The organism is Microbacterium sp. (genome assembly GCF_029263575.1).
In the GTDB taxonomy this organism is placed as follows: Bacteria; Actinomycetota; Actinomycetes; order Actinomycetales; family Microbacteriaceae; genus Microbacterium.
The window spans coordinates 1-13,748 of sequence record NZ_JAJUFV010000079.1; the positions used below are offsets into that span (position 1 = coordinate 1).

The 13,748-nt window shown below is 66.6% G+C and carries 15 protein-coding genes; 8 read left to right on the forward strand and 7 right to left on the reverse strand.

Annotation, left to right across the window (positions count from 1 at the left end):
• The 4 genes from Q1J95_RS09390 to Q1J95_RS09405 all read right to left on the reverse strand — a co-directional run.
• Window positions 1-299, reverse strand: a 299-nt coding sequence (locus Q1J95_RS09390) for a substrate-binding domain-containing protein (protein WP_300267252.1), incomplete at its 3' end; no start/stop codon positions are given.
• 119 nt (window positions 300-418) lie between these two features.
• The gene (locus Q1J95_RS09395; protein WP_300267253.1) at window positions 419-1,381 is read right to left on the reverse strand and encodes an NUDIX domain-containing protein; all 963 of its coding nucleotides are present in this window, start codon (window positions 1,379-1,381) and stop codon (window positions 419-421) included.
• Window positions 1,378-3,543, reverse strand: coding sequence for an RNA degradosome polyphosphate kinase (locus Q1J95_RS09400; RefSeq protein ID WP_300267254.1), 2,166 nt, complete (start codon window positions 3,541-3,543; stop codon window positions 1,378-1,380). Before Q1J95_RS09400 ends, Q1J95_RS09395 begins: the two co-directional genes overlap by 4 nt.
• Window positions 3,544-3,596: 53 nt before the next feature.
• Complete coding sequence (locus tag Q1J95_RS09405; protein ID WP_300267255.1) at window positions 3,597-4,283, reverse strand: response regulator transcription factor; 687 nt, start codon at window positions 4,281-4,283, stop codon at window positions 3,597-3,599.
• 136 nt (window positions 4,284-4,419) lie between these two features.
• Between Q1J95_RS09405 and Q1J95_RS09410 the strand changes: the two genes are divergently transcribed.
• The 3 genes from Q1J95_RS09410 to Q1J95_RS09420 all read left to right on the forward strand — a co-directional run bounded on the left by Q1J95_RS09410 (window position 4,420) and on the right by Q1J95_RS09420 (window position 6,617).
• On the forward strand, window positions 4,420-4,710 hold the full coding sequence (locus tag Q1J95_RS09410; RefSeq protein WP_300267256.1) for a hypothetical protein: 291 nt from the start codon (window positions 4,420-4,422) through the stop codon (window positions 4,708-4,710).
• A gap of 165 nt (window positions 4,711-4,875) precedes the next feature.
• Entirely contained in the window at window positions 4,876-5,478 is a 603-nt protein-coding gene (locus tag Q1J95_RS09415) for an FABP family protein (RefSeq protein WP_300267257.1), read from the forward strand.
• 2 nt (window positions 5,479-5,480) lie between these two features.
• A complete protein-coding gene (locus Q1J95_RS09420) occupies window positions 5,481-6,617 on the forward strand; it encodes a glycine cleavage T C-terminal barrel domain-containing protein (RefSeq protein ID WP_300267258.1) in 1,137 nt (378 codons plus the stop codon).
• Window positions 6,618-6,624: 7 nt separating this feature from the next.
• Here Q1J95_RS09420 and Q1J95_RS09425 read toward each other — a convergent pair whose 3' ends face one another.
• Window positions 6,625-7,446: a class I SAM-dependent methyltransferase gene (locus Q1J95_RS09425; protein WP_300267259.1), complete on the reverse strand. Its 822-nt coding sequence runs from the start codon at window positions 7,444-7,446 to the stop codon at window positions 6,625-6,627.
• Between the two features lie 57 nt (window positions 7,447-7,503).
• Here Q1J95_RS09425 and Q1J95_RS09430 point away from each other — a divergent pair, with 57 nt between their 5' ends.
• Window positions 7,504-8,247, forward strand: a complete 744-nt coding sequence (locus Q1J95_RS09430) for a phosphoglyceromutase (protein ID WP_300267260.1) — start codon at window positions 7,504-7,506, stop codon at window positions 8,245-8,247.
• 114 nt (window positions 8,248-8,361) lie between these two features.
• Here Q1J95_RS09430 and phoU read toward each other — a convergent pair whose 3' ends face one another.
• Window positions 8,362-9,081 carry a phosphate signaling complex protein PhoU gene (phoU, locus tag Q1J95_RS09435; RefSeq protein ID WP_300267261.1) on the reverse strand — a complete coding sequence of 240 codons (720 nt, stop codon included), beginning with the start codon at window positions 9,079-9,081 and terminating at the stop codon, window positions 8,362-8,364.
• 197 nt (window positions 9,082-9,278) lie between these two features.
• On the opposite strand from phoU, the gene Q1J95_RS09440 reads away from it, so the two are divergent.
• Both Q1J95_RS09440 and Q1J95_RS09445 read left to right on the forward strand, forming a co-directional pair.
• Window positions 9,279-10,499: an ATP-binding protein gene (locus Q1J95_RS09440; RefSeq protein WP_300267266.1), complete on the forward strand. Its 1,221-nt coding sequence runs from the start codon at window positions 9,279-9,281 to the stop codon at window positions 10,497-10,499.
• The gene (locus tag Q1J95_RS09445; RefSeq protein ID WP_300267262.1) at window positions 10,496-11,179 is read left to right on the forward strand and encodes a response regulator transcription factor; all 684 of its coding nucleotides are present in this window, start codon (window positions 10,496-10,498) and stop codon (window positions 11,177-11,179) included. Before Q1J95_RS09440 ends, Q1J95_RS09445 begins: the two co-directional genes overlap by 4 nt.
• Before the next feature lie 67 nt (window positions 11,180-11,246).
• Here Q1J95_RS09445 and Q1J95_RS09450 read toward each other — a convergent pair whose 3' ends face one another.
• Window positions 11,247-11,753, reverse strand: coding sequence for a DNA modification methylase (locus Q1J95_RS09450; protein ID WP_300267263.1), 507 nt, complete (start codon window positions 11,751-11,753; stop codon window positions 11,247-11,249).
• A gap of 136 nt (window positions 11,754-11,889) precedes the next feature.
• Between Q1J95_RS09450 and Q1J95_RS09455 the strand changes: the two genes are divergently transcribed.
• Window positions 11,890-12,372: a CarD family transcriptional regulator gene (locus tag Q1J95_RS09455; RefSeq protein ID WP_300267264.1), complete on the forward strand. Its 483-nt coding sequence runs from the start codon at window positions 11,890-11,892 to the stop codon at window positions 12,370-12,372.
• 117 nt (window positions 12,373-12,489) lie between these two features.
• The gene (gene ispD, locus Q1J95_RS09460; protein ID WP_300267265.1) at window positions 12,490-13,701 is read left to right on the forward strand and encodes a 2-C-methyl-D-erythritol 4-phosphate cytidylyltransferase; all 1,212 of its coding nucleotides are present in this window, start codon (window positions 12,490-12,492) and stop codon (window positions 13,699-13,701) included.
• Window positions 13,702-13,748: the final 47 nt, after the last annotated feature.

Genomic DNA, 13,748 nt, shown 5'->3' on the forward strand with positions numbered 1-13,748 from the left:
CGGTCGGAGCCGATGAAGACGCTGCCGCCCTCGAGGAAGTTCTCACGACCCGTTCCGGAGCCGGTGGGCTCGTAGTTCACGGTGACGTCGGGGTTTGCGGTCTGGAACTCGGCGACCCAAGCCTCCTGAGCGGCGGCCTGCGACGAAGCGCCGGTGGCGTCGATCGTGCCGGAGAGAGTGGAGTCGGTGGACTCGTCGGTGTTGCCGCCGGTGTTGCCTTCGTTTGCGGCGCAGCCGGCCAGGGCGAGAGCGGCAACAGCGCCGATGGCGCCAATGCGAGCGATTCGGGAGATCTTCACTGTGGATCCTTCGATCGTGGTTGGTTGAGGCCCGGTGCAGGGCACACAGTGACGCTAAGCGCGGCGGTTAACGAGGATGTCCCGAGCAGGTAAACGGGAGGTGAACGACCAGAGAAGCGTTAGATCTTCGGGATGTGCGTCTCGATCGAGATGATTCCCGAGCCCGGATTGGTCGCCGACACGTGCGCGACCGAGAAAGCGCCGACTTGGAGCGCGGACGCGCTGCTGATGTATGCGCCCTGCATGGTGCCGGTGGCGAGTGCGAGCTCGGCGAGGATATCGGGCAGCACCGGGCCGTGACTGCAGATCACAGCAGGCTTGCGTGCGCGGACGCGCTTGCCGACGATCGTTCGCACGTCGGAGGAGCCCGACTCCCAGGCATCCTGGCTGATCAGCTCGGTCTGCACGATCTTGCGATCGAGAGCCTTCGCCAGCGGTGTCACTGTGCGCACGCATCGCACGGCGTCACTGGAGACGATCTTGCGCACGCCGAACGCGCGAAGAGGCGCGACGATCGCCTTGGCCTGCTTCTTTCCCCGTTCGGTGAGGGTTCGCGCAGCATCCGGCATGTCCCAGCCAGAGCGCGGTGTGGCCTTGGCGTGACGTAGCGCGATGATCGGAAAGGTATGCAGCACGCCGTCGTCGACCAGCCGCTCGAACTCGTCGAGAATCTCCAGGTCGACCGGATAGCTGAGGATCTTGCGTGCCTTCTTCAGGGTCACCCACTCGAGAGCGGCGATCTCTTTGTTGGGTACGAACGTCGAGTCGCGTATCGCCTGTTCGGTGGCCTCGGCGGCCCAGTAGTGCACGACCTTCTGACGCTTCGGGCGCATGAAATAGCGGCTGACGCCGACCGGAACGCCGAGATCGACACGGATGCCGGTCTCTTCGTGCACCTCGCGCACGGCGGTCTGCGCAAGCATCTCGCCCGGGTCGACCTTGCCCTTGGGTAGAGTCACGTCGCGGTACTTGGTGCGATGGATCAGCAGCACGCAGAGCTTGTCGTCGACGAGCCGCCACACGACGGCTCCCGCCGCGTACACCGCGGTATCGTCGCGCACGCCCAGCGCCGTCGTCGTCATCGGGCGGTCCGCCTCCGGCGCCGGCGTCGGATCTGATTCATCGTTGCGTCCTGGAGGTCGATGAGCGGTGTTCCTTCGGCATCGACAGCGTGCCGCTGCCAGGTGCCGTCCGATCCAAGATGCCACGAGATAGTGCCGTCGTCCAAGGCGAGATCGAAGAACGCCAGCAGCTCGTTCACATGATCGGGGTCGGTCACGCGCACGAGCGCTTCGACGCGGCGGTCGAGGTTGCGATGCATCATGTCGGCGCTTCCGATGTACACCTGCGGGTCGCCGTCATTCTCGAACGCGAAGATACGGGAGTGCTCGAGATAACGGCCGAGAATGCTGCGCACCGTGATGTTGTCGCCCGTGCCGGGCAGGCCGACCTTGATGCTGCAGATGCCGCGCACCCAGATGTCGACCTTCACACCGGCCTGGCTGGCCAGGTACAGCGCGTCGATGATCTCCTCGTCGACGAGGGAGTTGACCTTGATGCGGATGTGCGCCGGTTTTCCGTCGGCGGCGTTCTTGCGTTCGGTGGCGATCTGCCGCAGCAGGCCCTTGCGCAGGTGCAGGGGCGCGACCAGCAGACGCTTGAACTTCTTCTCGATCGCGTAGCCGCTGAGCTCGTTGAACAGTCGGGTCAGGTCTTTTCCGACCTGCGCGTCGGCGGTGAAGAGCCCGAAGTCTTCGTAGACGCGACTTGTCTTCGGGTTGTAGTTGCCGGTGCCGACATGGGAGTAGTGGCGCAGCATCCCGTCTTCCTCGCGGATGACGAGGGCGAGCTTGCAGTGCGTCTTGAGGCCGACCAGCCCGTACACGACGTGCACGCCGGCCTTTTCGAGCTTGCGCGCCCAGACGATGTTGTTCGCCTCGTCGAAGCGGGCCTTCACCTCGACGAGCGCGAGCACCTGTTTGCCGGATTCGGCCGCGTCGATCAGCGCCTGGATGATTGGGCTGTCGCCCGAGGTGCGGTACAGCGTCTGCTTGATGGCGAGCACGTGCGGATCCCTGGCCGCCTGCTCCAGGAAGGCCTGGACGCTCGTCGCGAACGACTCGTACGGGTGATGCACGAGGACGTCGCGCTTGCCGATCGCCATGAAGATGTCGGCGCGGTTGCTCGACCCGGTCGGCTGGAACGCCACCGCCGTCGTCGGAACGTGCGGCGGGTAGCGCAGATCGGGGCGGTTGACGCGCGACAGCGAGAACAGGCCGCGGAGGTCAAGCGGGCTGGGCAGGCGATAGACCTCTTGATCGGTGATGTCGAGCTCTTTGATCAGCAGGTCGAGGGTCACATCATCCATGTCGTCGGTGATCTCGAGCCGGATCGGCGGACCGAAGCGGCGGCGCAGCAGCTCTGCCTCCAGCGCCTGGATGAGATTCTCGCTCTCGTCTTCTTCGATCTCGACGTCTTCATTGCGGGTCAGCCGGAACGCGTGGTGATCAAGTATCTCCATGCCAGGGAAGAGATCACCGAGATGGTTGGAGATCAGATCCTCGAGCGGCAGGTAGCGCACGATCTCGCCGGCTCCCGGCACCTCGATCAGCCGCGGCATCATGGCCGGCACCTTGAGGCGCGCGAACTCCTGCCGGCCGGTGCGTGCGTTGCGGATGCGGATCGCGAGGTTCAACGACAACCCCGAGATATAGGGGAACGGATGCGCCGGGTCGACGGCGAGCGGCATGAGCACGGGAAAGACGTGCAGCTGGAAGTATTCCGTCAGCGCCGATCGTTCGGCGTCGGTGAGCGACTCCCACTCGGTGATCTCGATGCCCGCGTCGGCCAGCGCCGGGCGCACGAGGTCGGTCCAGGCTGCCGCGTGGCGCAGCTGCAGAGCGTGCGCCTCGCTGGAGATGTCGGCGAGCACGTCAGCGGGGGAGCGGCCGACATTCGTCGGCACCGCGAGGCCGGTGAGGATGCGGCGCTTGAGACCCGCGACACGCACCATGAAGAACTCGTCGAGGTTGCTGGCGAAGATGGCCAGGAAGTTCGATCTCTCCAGCTCCGGCAGGCTCGCGTCCTCTGCCAGCTCGAGCACACGCTTGTTGAACGCCAGCCAGCTGATCTCACGGTCGTGGTAGCGGTGGTCGGGCAGCAGCGAGTCGGGGGATTCGATGGCGTCGAAGTCGTCGTCCTCGGCGTCACCGAGCCCTGCATCTGCGAGAGCGGGATCGATCATGCAGTACATCTTGGCACCGCACGGTGACATGTGCGTTAACGATCGCGGAGAAACTAGATCGTGGCGGAGGAGAGTGGATCGTCGTCGTAGATGTTGAACCGGTAACCGACGTTGCGCACCGTGCCGATGATCTGCTCATGATCGCCGAGCTTTGCGCGCAACCGTCGCACATGCACGTCGACGGTTCGTGTGCCGCCGAAGTAGTCGTATCCCCACACTTCGCTGAGCAGCTGCTCACGGGTGAAGACACGAGCGGGGTGCGTGGCGAGAAAATGCAGCAGCTGGAACTCTTTATAGGTGAGATCGAGCGGTTTGCCGTATAGCTTGGCGGAATATGACTGCTCGTCGATCGTGACGCCCGAGGCCTGCACGCGCACCGGCTCGGCTTCGATCTCGCTGCTGGCGACGGCCAGGCGGATGCGGGCATCCGTCTCTGCCGGCCCGGCAGTGTCAACGATGACGTCACCGATCGCCCAGTCACCGGACACCGCGCTCATTCCGCCCTCGGTGACGACGAGCAGCACGGGGGCGTCTTGCCCTGTCGTGTGCAGCAGCCTGCACAGTGACTTCGCGCCGGCGAGGTCGTGACGGCCGTCGACGAGGACGACGTCGGACTCAGGAGCGCTGACGAGCTGTGCCGGTTCCGCTGCGATCTGACGCACGCGATGGCTGAGCAGTTCCAGGGCGGGCAGTACCGGCTCCGAAGTCGGAGCTGAGGTGAGAACGAGGAGCAGGGCCACGTTTGTTCTTTCCGGGGGCGAAGAGCCTCCCTGGACGTCGTCTCGATGCGACGCCGTGGGCCAATAATACCCAGCCGGGCGCTTCCGCCATGAGCGGACGGCCAATCCGCAGGGTGACCTGCGTAACATTGGGGGCATGTCAGAACCCGCTCTCGCGCCACGCAATCCCTTCGGGGGTGTCGTCATCGTGTGGGCCGCGGCCTTCATCGCGGCGGTGGCGATCGGCATCTTCGTGACGGAAGAGCTGCGAGTGCAGTGGCTGCTCGTCGGTTTCGGCGGAGCCGTGCTGCTGTCGTTCGCCGTGCAGCTGTGGTACGGGCAGACGACCGGGTTCATCATGCGGATCGCGGCCAGTGTGCTGGGCGCTCTGCTGCTGCTGGGAATGGTGTCCGCGGGCTTCGCGCTCGCGGCGCTGATTCCGACCTGACGCCCGCTGGCGCCTGAGGGGTAGACTGGGCGCATGGATCTTGTCGCGCTTGAATTCTTCTTCATCGGCCTCCTCGGTCTGGCAAGCCTGGCGATCGCATTCGTCTCGGGTGCGGTGCTGTGGAACCTGTTCCGCGGCCAGCGCTGATCACGATCGGCGACAGCGATGATTGAGCTGCCCGTCGACCTTCCCGCCGAGCTGGCACCGCTGAGCTGGCTGATCGGCGTCTGGGAAGGCACCGGTGTCATCGAGTACAGCGCGGCAGATCACCGCTTCACGGGGGAGTTCACGCACCGCGTGAGCTTCAGCCACGACGGCGGTGGCTATCTGAACTACGCGGCGAACGCCTGGATGAGCGCCGATGACGGTGAGCAGTCGCGACAGCTCGTCGCCGAATCCGGCTTCTGGCGTATCGCTCGCCCCGCCACGTCCGCCGACGCGGGCCCGGCGCTGTTGCCTCCGCGCGAGGAGGCCGCCGCGCTCACCGTGCACGACGTGGAAGAGCTGCGTGCCGCATCCGGCGGGTTTCCCCTCGAGGTCTCGGTTGCGCACTCTGACGGCGCCCTTGAGCTCTACCTCGGTGAGATCAACGGCCCGCGCGTCGATATCGCCACCGACGCGATCGTCCGCGGCGCCGGCGGCAAAGAGTACGGTGCGGCGAGCCGTATGTACGGCCTCGTCGACGCTCACCTGCTGTGGGCGTGGGACATCGCGGCTCTGGGAGGAGAGCTCGCCTCGCACGCATCGGCGCGATTGGCGAAGGTGTGAGCATGGCTACGCTCGGTGACGCATTCTCGGCACGCGCGGGTGCGGTGCTCGATGAGAGCATGATTCTGCATTTCGGTGATCCGGTGCGCGAGCAGCGCAGCCTTCGCGCAGGCCGTGCCATCGCGCCGTTGGGGGACCGTACCGTCATCGAAGTGACCGGGGAAGACCGGTTGACCTGGTTGGACTCGATCACCTCGCAGGCGCTCAGCCGATTGAGCGCCGGTGAGAGCACCGAGCTTCTCGTGCTTGACCCGCAGGGTCGTGTTGAGCATGCGGCCGCCGTGTTCGAAGACGGCACGACAGTATGGCTGATCGCGGATGCCGCAGACGCCGAGCCCCTCGCAACCTGGCTCACGCGGATGGTGTTCCGCTCGCGCGTCTCGGTGACCGTCCGCGACGACCTCGCTCTGGTGGGGTGCTTCGCAGGCGGATCAGCGGAGCAGATCGTGCGCAAGGTCGCCGCCACCCCGAACGGCACCCCGCTGGTGTGGAGCGATCCGTGGACTGCCGTGCAGGCCGGCGGCCACCAGTATGCCGATACCGCCGACCACCCCGGCGCCGCTTACGCCTGGCACGTAGCGATTATCGAGACGGATGCTTCGGCACCCCTCCTCGCTCGCATCGAGAGCGCCGACGTCGATGTCGCGGGTGCGCTCGCCGCTGAGGCTCTCCGTGTCGCCGCGTGGCGTCCGCGGTGGGCCACGGAGGTCGATGAGCGGTCGCTGCCGCATGAGTCCGATTGGATCCGCAGCGCCGTGCACCTGGGCAAAGGCTGCTATCGCGGGCAGGAGACGGTCGCCAAGGTGCACAATCTGGGGCATCCGCCCCGCCGGCTTGCGGCTCTGCACCTCGACGGCAGCGACGATGTTCTGCCCGCACCGGGGGATCCGGTATTCGCCGGAGACGCCGAGGTCGGCCATGTCACATCGGCCGCGCGACACTTCGAAGACGGGCCGATCGCGCTGGCGATCCTGTCGCGGCGGGCTGCGACGGGAGACCTGATCGTGCGCAGCGGCGACGTCGACATCGCCGCCGCTCAGCAGGTGATCGTCCCGGCAGATGCCGGGGCCACCGCCGACGTGCCGCGGCTGACGCGGCTGTCGCGTCGCCCGGCCGGGCAGGATCCGCGCTCGACGTAGCCCGCGGCTATTTCGGGGCGACGGCCGACCACGGCACGGTGAGCTCGCCCAGGCGCCAACGGCTGCGCGTGCCGAGCACCGGCCAACCCTGCTGTCTGAGTGCGGCCGCGACGGCGAGAAAGCGCTGCGTCGCGGAGAACGTCGACAGCGGTGCGGCGCGATCCCATTCGCGATCGAGGCTGACGAGCAGGTCGTGGATGCGCTCACCGGGCACATTGCGATGGATGAGAGCCTTCGGCAGCCGTTCGGCGACGATGCTCGGTCGCTCCAGGCCCGACAGCCGCAGCGAGATCGTGAAGCGCACGGGAGAGCCGGTGGCGTCGATGTCGATCCAGCTCGCGATGCGTCCGATCTCATCGCACGTGCCCTCGACGAGAAGGCCATCTGCGGACAGGCGAGCGGCCATCGACGCCCAGGCCGCCGGAACGTCGGCTTCGTCGTACTGGCGGAGCACGTTCATCGCCCTGATCACCGCCGCTCGGCGTTCGCCGCGAAGCGGCACCTCGAAACCACCGCGCTCGAATGAGACGCGCACGTCCGGGGCGAACGGGGTGAGGCCGGCGCGAACGTCGTCGAGCTGCGCGCGTGCGGCGGCCACGCGCTCGGGGTCGAGCTCGAAGCCGATGACCTCGGCATCCGCTCGTATGCCTGCCAGACGCGTGGCGAGCTCGAACGCCGTCACACCGCTGGCGCCGTATCCCAGGTCGATCGCGAGCGGATCGGCTGACTGGCGGAAGGCCGTGCTCGCCGCGATCCAGCGGTCGTTGCGGCGCAGACGATTGGTCCCCGTGGTGCCCCGGGTGGGGTGTCCGAGAGGAGATGACGCCATGAGTCGATTCTCCCATCGCCCGTGTGCGCGGCAGAGCACGCTCGATAGACTGAGGGCATGACGCGCACTCTCATCCTGCTCCGCCACGGCCAGAGCGAGTGGAACGAATTGAACCTGTTCACCGGCTGGGTCGACGTCCGACTCACCGACAAGGGCAAGGGCGAGGCCCGCCGCGGCGGGGAGCTGCTCGCCGAATCCGGTCTGCTGCCCGATGTGCTGCACACCTCGCTGCTCAGCCGTGCGATCCAGACTGCGGATATCGCTCTCGACGCGGCCGATCGCCTGTGGATCCCCGTCGTCCGCTCCTGGCGGCTGAACGAGCGCCACTACGGTGCGCTGCAGGGCAAAGACAAGGCGCAGACGCTGGAAGAGTTCGGGCCGGAGCAGTTCCAGCTGTGGCGCCGTTCGTTCGACGTGCCGCCGCCGCTGCTGGACGATGACAGCGAGTTCAGCCAGGTGAACGACCCCCGCTACGCGGGCATCGACGGCGAGGTGCCGCGCACGGAGTCGCTCAAGCTCGTCATCGATCGTCTACTGCCGTACTGGGAGAGCGCGATCGTGCCCGACCTCGAGGCCGGAAAGACCGTGCTCGTGACCGCGCACGGCAACTCGCTGCGCGGCCTGGTGAAGCACCTCGAAGGCATCAGCGACGAGGACATCGCCGGCCTCAACATTCCCACCGGCATCCCGCTGGTCTACGAACTCGACGACAACAACGTGCCCACGGCTCCCGGTCGCTACCTCGACCCCGAGGCCGCCGCCGCCGGCGCCGCCGCGGTTGCTGCGCAGGGAAAGAAATAACCTCCGCCGAGACCCCGTCTTACCGCCGAGCCCCCGTCGTATTTACGTGAATACGACGGGGGCTCGATGCCAAGACGGGGTCTCGGCAAGGCTGAGGACGCGCGTGGCTGAGGGTTACGCCGGATCGGAGTCCGCGGTGCCCTCGGCATCCGTCGCCTGCGCCTGGAGCGCGAGCGAGATGTCGTCCTCGTCGATGTCCCAGTCGCCCGTGGCGAGGTAGACGACCTTCTTGGCGATCGCGACCGCGTGGTCGGCGAAGCGTTCGTGGTACCGGCTGGCGAGCGTGGCATCGACGGTCGCGCCGGCCTCGCCCTTCCAGTTGTCGCTGAGCACCTTCTCGAACACCTTCGCGTGCAGCTCGTCGACCTCATCATCTGAGTTGCGGATGATGTCGGCGAAGCGCAGATCCTGCGTGCGCAGCAACTCGGTGAGCGTGCGGGCGATCTCAGAGTCCAGCTCACCCATCTTGGTGAAGGTGTTCTTGAGGCCCTTCGGAATAGCGCGCTCGGGGAAGCGCAGACGTGCGAGCTGGGCGATGTGCTCAGACATGTCGCCCATGCGCTCCAGCGACGCGCTCACGCGGAGCGCGAAGACGACGATGCGCAGGTCGCGTGCGACCGGCTGCTGACGGGCGAGGATTTCGATGGCCTGCTCGTCGAGTTGGACGGCCATCTCGTCGATCTTGGCGTCATCGGCGATGACCTCTTCCGCGAGCGCGACGTCACTGGTCGCAAAGGCGCGGGTTGCCTTGTCGATGGAGACCGTGACGAGGTCGGCGATCTCCACGAGACGGGACTGCAGTTCCTCGAGGGACTGGTGGAAGACTTCGCGCATAGCGGGGCAACCTTTCGTTCGGATGCTCGGGCGAATCCGGCCGATCATTGAGGGCGTAGCGGTGTATGCACGCCCTCAGCGATTGTGTTCGTCGAAGGTTAACGGACGGTGCCCAGTACATGAATACTAGTTCTCTGCTTCCCGTGCTGGCACGCACCCGGGCCGAAGAAGAGGTAAACGCGCTCTACGCTGGTCGTATGACCACGACGCAGATCGCGCTGATCGCCCTCGCCATTGGTCTGGTGATCGGCAGCGGCTTGGTGGCGCTCATCGTCTGGGCGTACCGCACCCGCGCCAAGGTCATGGAGGAGGCATCCACCACGGTTCCGGCGGGAACGACGGACGTTCTCGACAGTATGGACGACGCCGCCTGTGTGATCGATGCATCCGGCCTGGTCCTGGCCGTTTCGCAGGCCGCGGCCCGTTTCGGCCTCGAGGTCGGAGCCGTTCTCGACAACCAGGAGCTGCGTCAGCTCGTGCGTACAGTCCGCTCGACGTCGGCATCCGCCACCGAGACCATGCGGCTGACGCGTCCGGGCGTGAGTCTCGACCCCCGCCTGGTATCGGCCAGGGCGAGCCTGCTGGGGGCGCAGCTGACGCTGCTCATCATCCGCGACGTCACAGAGCAGGAGAGGCTGGATCAGGTTCGGCGCGACTTCGTCGCCAACACCAGCCACGAGCTCAAGACGCCGGTGGGCGCAGTGAGCCTGCTCGCTGAGGCGATCACGTCCGCGGCAGATGATCCGGCGCAGGTGCGCGTCTTCGCCTCACGTCTGTCTGCGGAGGCCACGCGTCTGGGCCAGCTCACGGGGCGCATCATGAGCCTGTCGCGGCTGCAGGCAGCGGATGGGGTCACAGATTTCGATCCTGTGCCGATCGACGAGGTCGTCGCCGCTTCGATCGAAGCGCACGCCGTGGAAGCGGGGGCTGGGGCGGTCGAGCTCGTCAAGGGCGGTGACCGCGGCGCGTACGTGCGCGGTGATGCGCAGATCCTCGTCGAGGCCGTCGGCAACTTGGTCGCGAACGCGATCGTGTACTCACCTGCCGGTTCGCGTGTCGGCGTGGGCGTGAAGATCGAGGGTGAGACGGTCGAGATCGCCGTGTCCGACCAGGGCATCGGCATCGCCGAATCCGACCGCGAGCGCATCTTCGAGCGCTTCTACCGCGCGGACGAAGCGCGCTCGCGCCGTACCGGAGGCACCGGCCTCGGACTCTCGATCGTGAAGCACGCCACGCAGCGTCACGGCGGCGAGGTGCGTGTGTGGTCGCGCCCCAGTCGCGGATCGACGTTCACGATGGTGCTGCCGCGAATCGAGGCCCCTGCTGCCACTGACCCTGAGCGCAAGAAGAAGAAACGCGCACGGAAGGCGGCAAAGGCCGCGACGACCGCGCGCGTCCGAAACGGAGAGAACGCATGACCCGCATCCTTCTCGTCGAGGACGAGCCCGATCTCGCCGACCCGCTCGCCTACCTGCTGCGCAGGGAGGGGTTCGAGGTCGAGATCGCCGAGGATGGCCCCGATGCCGTCACCGCCTTCAACGAGCGCGGCGCAGACATCGTCCTGCTCGACCTCATGCTTCCGCGGATGCCCGGAACCGAGGTCTGCCGCCAGATTCGAACGACCTCGGCCGTGCCGATCATCATGCTGACGGCGAAGGACTCGGAGGTGGACATCGTCGTCGGGCTCGAGCTCGGCGCGGACGACTACATCACCAAGCCGTACTCGTCGCGCGAGCTGCTCGCTCGAATGCGGGCAGTGCTGCGTCGTGTCGTCCAAGCCGACAGCGACCTTGAAGAGCGTGTGCTCGACGGCGGCCGCGTCTCGCTCGACATCGACCGTCACACCGTCACGGTCGCGGGCGAAGAGATCAACATGCCGCTGAAGGAGTTCGAGCTGCTCGAGGTGCTCATGCGCAACTCCGGGCGCGTGCTCACGCGAGGTCAGCTCATCGATCGCGTGTGGGGCAGCGACTATTTCGGCGACACCAAGACGCTCGACGTGCACATCAAGCGCATCCGCTCGCGCATCGAAGAGAACCCGGGTGAGCCCGTCATGCTGGTGACCGTTCGCGGTCTCGGGTATCGCTTCGAGGGCTGATCGCCGCCGCAGACGACGAGAGGCCGGTCACCCCGTGGGGTGCCGGCCTCATCGGGTGCCGCGTGGCTCAGGCCGCGGGCTCGTCGACCGTGCCCGGGGTGACGACCGGCGTCGGAACCAGATCGGCGTAGTAGGGGAGCGTGCCATCGAGCACGGGAACGTCGGCGGCGGCGCCGGTGGCATCGCCGGACTGGAAGTACATCTCGACCGTGGCGCCGGGCATCGTATCGAGGCCCTCGATAAGCACCGGCTCGGCGTTGGAGCCCAGGCTCAGGGTGTCGCCGGCACCGACGCGGACGGTGAGGGGGGCAAGCCCCTCGATCTCGACCGTGAGCGTCGCGCTCTGCTCGGTCGGGTTGACGATGGCTGCGACGAGATTGCCGGTCGAGCCGTCTTCTGTTGCGACGACCAGGGCGTTTCGCACCTCGAGCGGACCCTCGGTGTCAGCGATGTTGACGCCGTCAGAGGCCGAGTAGGCGATCTCGGTCGACTGCGGGGTGATGAAGGTGCATCCCGTGGCGCCGAGCAGAACAAGGGCGCTGAGGGCAGCAGACGCAACAAGGCGCGATTTCACGGGTCCTCCTGGGAAGCTTTGGGATATCCGCATCCATTCTACGGGTATCCGCGGAGGCACTCGAAAACCATGCGGGAGCAAACCTTAGTGCATACTCCCTGTGGTATTCTGGAGGTTGCCGAAAGGACACGATTTTATGCTTTTTGAGGTTGGCGAAACGGTCGTCTATCCGCACCACGGGGCCGCGATGATCATCGAGGTCAAAGATCGCGTCATCAAGGGCGAGACAAAGAAGTATCTGAAGCTCAACGTCACCCAGGGTGACTTGATCATCGAGGTACCCGCTGAGAACGTCGACCTGGTCGGCGTCCGCGACGTGATCGGCCAGGAGGGCCTCGACAACGTCTTCGAGGTGCTGCGTGCGCCGTTCACAGAAGAGCCCACCAACTGGTCGCGCCGGTACAAGGCAAACGTCGAGAAGCTTGCCTCCGGTGATGTCATCAAGGTCAGCGAGGTCGTGCGCGACCTGTGGCGCCGCGATCAGGATCGCGGGCTGTCGGCGGGAGAGAAGCGCATGCTCGCCAAGGCGCGTCAGATTCTCATCTCCGAGCTCGCGCTGGCCGAGAAGTGCGATGAAGAGAAGGCCGGAGCACTGCTCGACGAGGTCCTCGCCTCCTGACGCGATACGGTCCCCGGCGTGACAAGGCCGCGAAAAACGTCCTGTTGCATGAGAAACGTTGTTCTGCGACGTTTCCCATTCGGCAGGACGTTTCTCATGCCGCGATAGCCTGACGTTGTGACTCTTCTTCCTGTGCCGACTGTGGCGATCATCGTCGTCGCAGCGGGTTCTGGCACCCGGCTCGGCGGCGCGGCTCCGAAGGCGTTCGTCGGCATCGACGAGCGATCTGTGCTGCGCCATGCGCTCGACGGGGTGTTCGCGGCGGCCCCGGCGCAGGTGATCGTGGTTGCGCCCGCAGGGCGCGAAGGAGACGCGGAGACAGAGCTTTTCGACGCGGCGGGTGATCGCCGGGACCTCTGCCGCGTCGTCGTCGGCGGCGAGACCAGACAGCAGTCGGTCGCCGCGGGGCTCGGCGCGCTGTGGGGAGATATCACGACGGTGCTCGTGCATGATGCCGCACGGGCGCTCACGCCGCCGTCGCAGATCGATGCGGTCACAGGCGCAGTCACCGCGGATGCCGGTGTGATCCCGGCGCTGAGTGTGATCGACACGATCAAACGCGTGCATGAGTCGGAGGTCGTCGCGGGTGTCGATCGCTCCGAGCTCGTCGCCGCGCAGACGCCGCAGGGGTTCCCCCGAGCGCCCCTGGAAGCCGCCTACGCGGCGGCGCTGTCGTCGGGCGCGGAGTACACCGACGACGCAGCCCTGTTCGCCGCTGCGGGGTACGACGTGCGCCACATAGCCGGCTCCGCGCGGGCGTTCAAGATCACGACGCCCGCCGATCTGGAACGCGCACGTCTCATGCTCACGGATGCCGCCGCGCCGCAGCATCCGCTCGTGACATCGTCGCCGGTGATTCCCCGCGTCGGAATCGGCACCGACGTGCACGCTTTCGGCGGCGACGGAACTCTGTGGCTCGCCGGGCTCGCCTGGCCGGGAGAGCCAGCGCTATCCGGGCACTCCGACGGTGATGTCGTCGCGCACGCGATCGTCGACGCCCTGCTGGGTGCGGCGGGGCTCGGCGACATCGGCGAGCACTTCGGTACGGCGCATCCGGAATACGCCGGCGCGCACGGTGATGTGTTTCTCGCGCGCACCCGTGAGATCCTCTCGGAGGCAGAATTCGCGATCGGAAACGTCTCAGTGCAGTTTCAGGGCAATCGCCCGCGCTTCAGCGCGCGACGGGCCGAAGCCGAGTCGACGCTGTCAGCAGCGCTCGGCGGCGCGAGCGTCAACATCTCGGCCACGACCACCGATGGGCTCGGTTTCACCGGACGCGGCGAGGGGATCGCGGCGACGGCGATCGCGCTCGTGCATCCACACCCATAAGCAACCCGCCGGGCCACGCCGGGTACGCTAGAGCGGTGACTCTTCGC

Coding starts and splice junctions, on each gene's coding strand:
- Q1J95_RS09420 (WP_300267258.1), top strand. CDS start 5,481: ATGGCTACGCTCGGTGACGCATTCTCGGCACGCGCGGGTGCGGTGCTC.
- Q1J95_RS09410 (WP_300267256.1), top strand. CDS start 4,420: ATGTCAGAACCCGCTCTCGCGCCACGCAATCCCTTCGGGGGTGTCGTC.
- Q1J95_RS09415 (WP_300267257.1), top strand. CDS start 4,876: ATGATTGAGCTGCCCGTCGACCTTCCCGCCGAGCTGGCACCGCTGAGC.
- phoU (WP_300267261.1), bottom strand. CDS start 9,081: ATGCGCGAAGTCTTCCACCAGTCCCTCGAGGAACTGCAGTCCCGTCTC.
- Q1J95_RS09440 (WP_300267266.1), top strand. CDS start 9,279: ATGACCACGACGCAGATCGCGCTGATCGCCCTCGCCATTGGTCTGGTG.
- Q1J95_RS09425 (WP_300267259.1), bottom strand. CDS start 7,446: ATGGCGTCATCTCCTCTCGGACACCCCACCCGGGGCACCACGGGGACC.
- Q1J95_RS09430 (WP_300267260.1), top strand. CDS start 7,504: ATGACGCGCACTCTCATCCTGCTCCGCCACGGCCAGAGCGAGTGGAAC.
- Q1J95_RS09395 (WP_300267253.1), bottom strand. CDS start 1,381: ATGACGACGACGGCGCTGGGCGTGCGCGACGATACCGCGGTGTACGCG.
- Q1J95_RS09445 (WP_300267262.1), top strand. CDS start 10,496: ATGACCCGCATCCTTCTCGTCGAGGACGAGCCCGATCTCGCCGACCCG.
- Q1J95_RS09455 (WP_300267264.1), top strand. CDS start 11,890: ATGCTTTTTGAGGTTGGCGAAACGGTCGTCTATCCGCACCACGGGGCC.
- Q1J95_RS09400 (WP_300267254.1), bottom strand. CDS start 3,543: ATGATCGATCCCGCTCTCGCAGATGCAGGGCTCGGTGACGCCGAGGAC.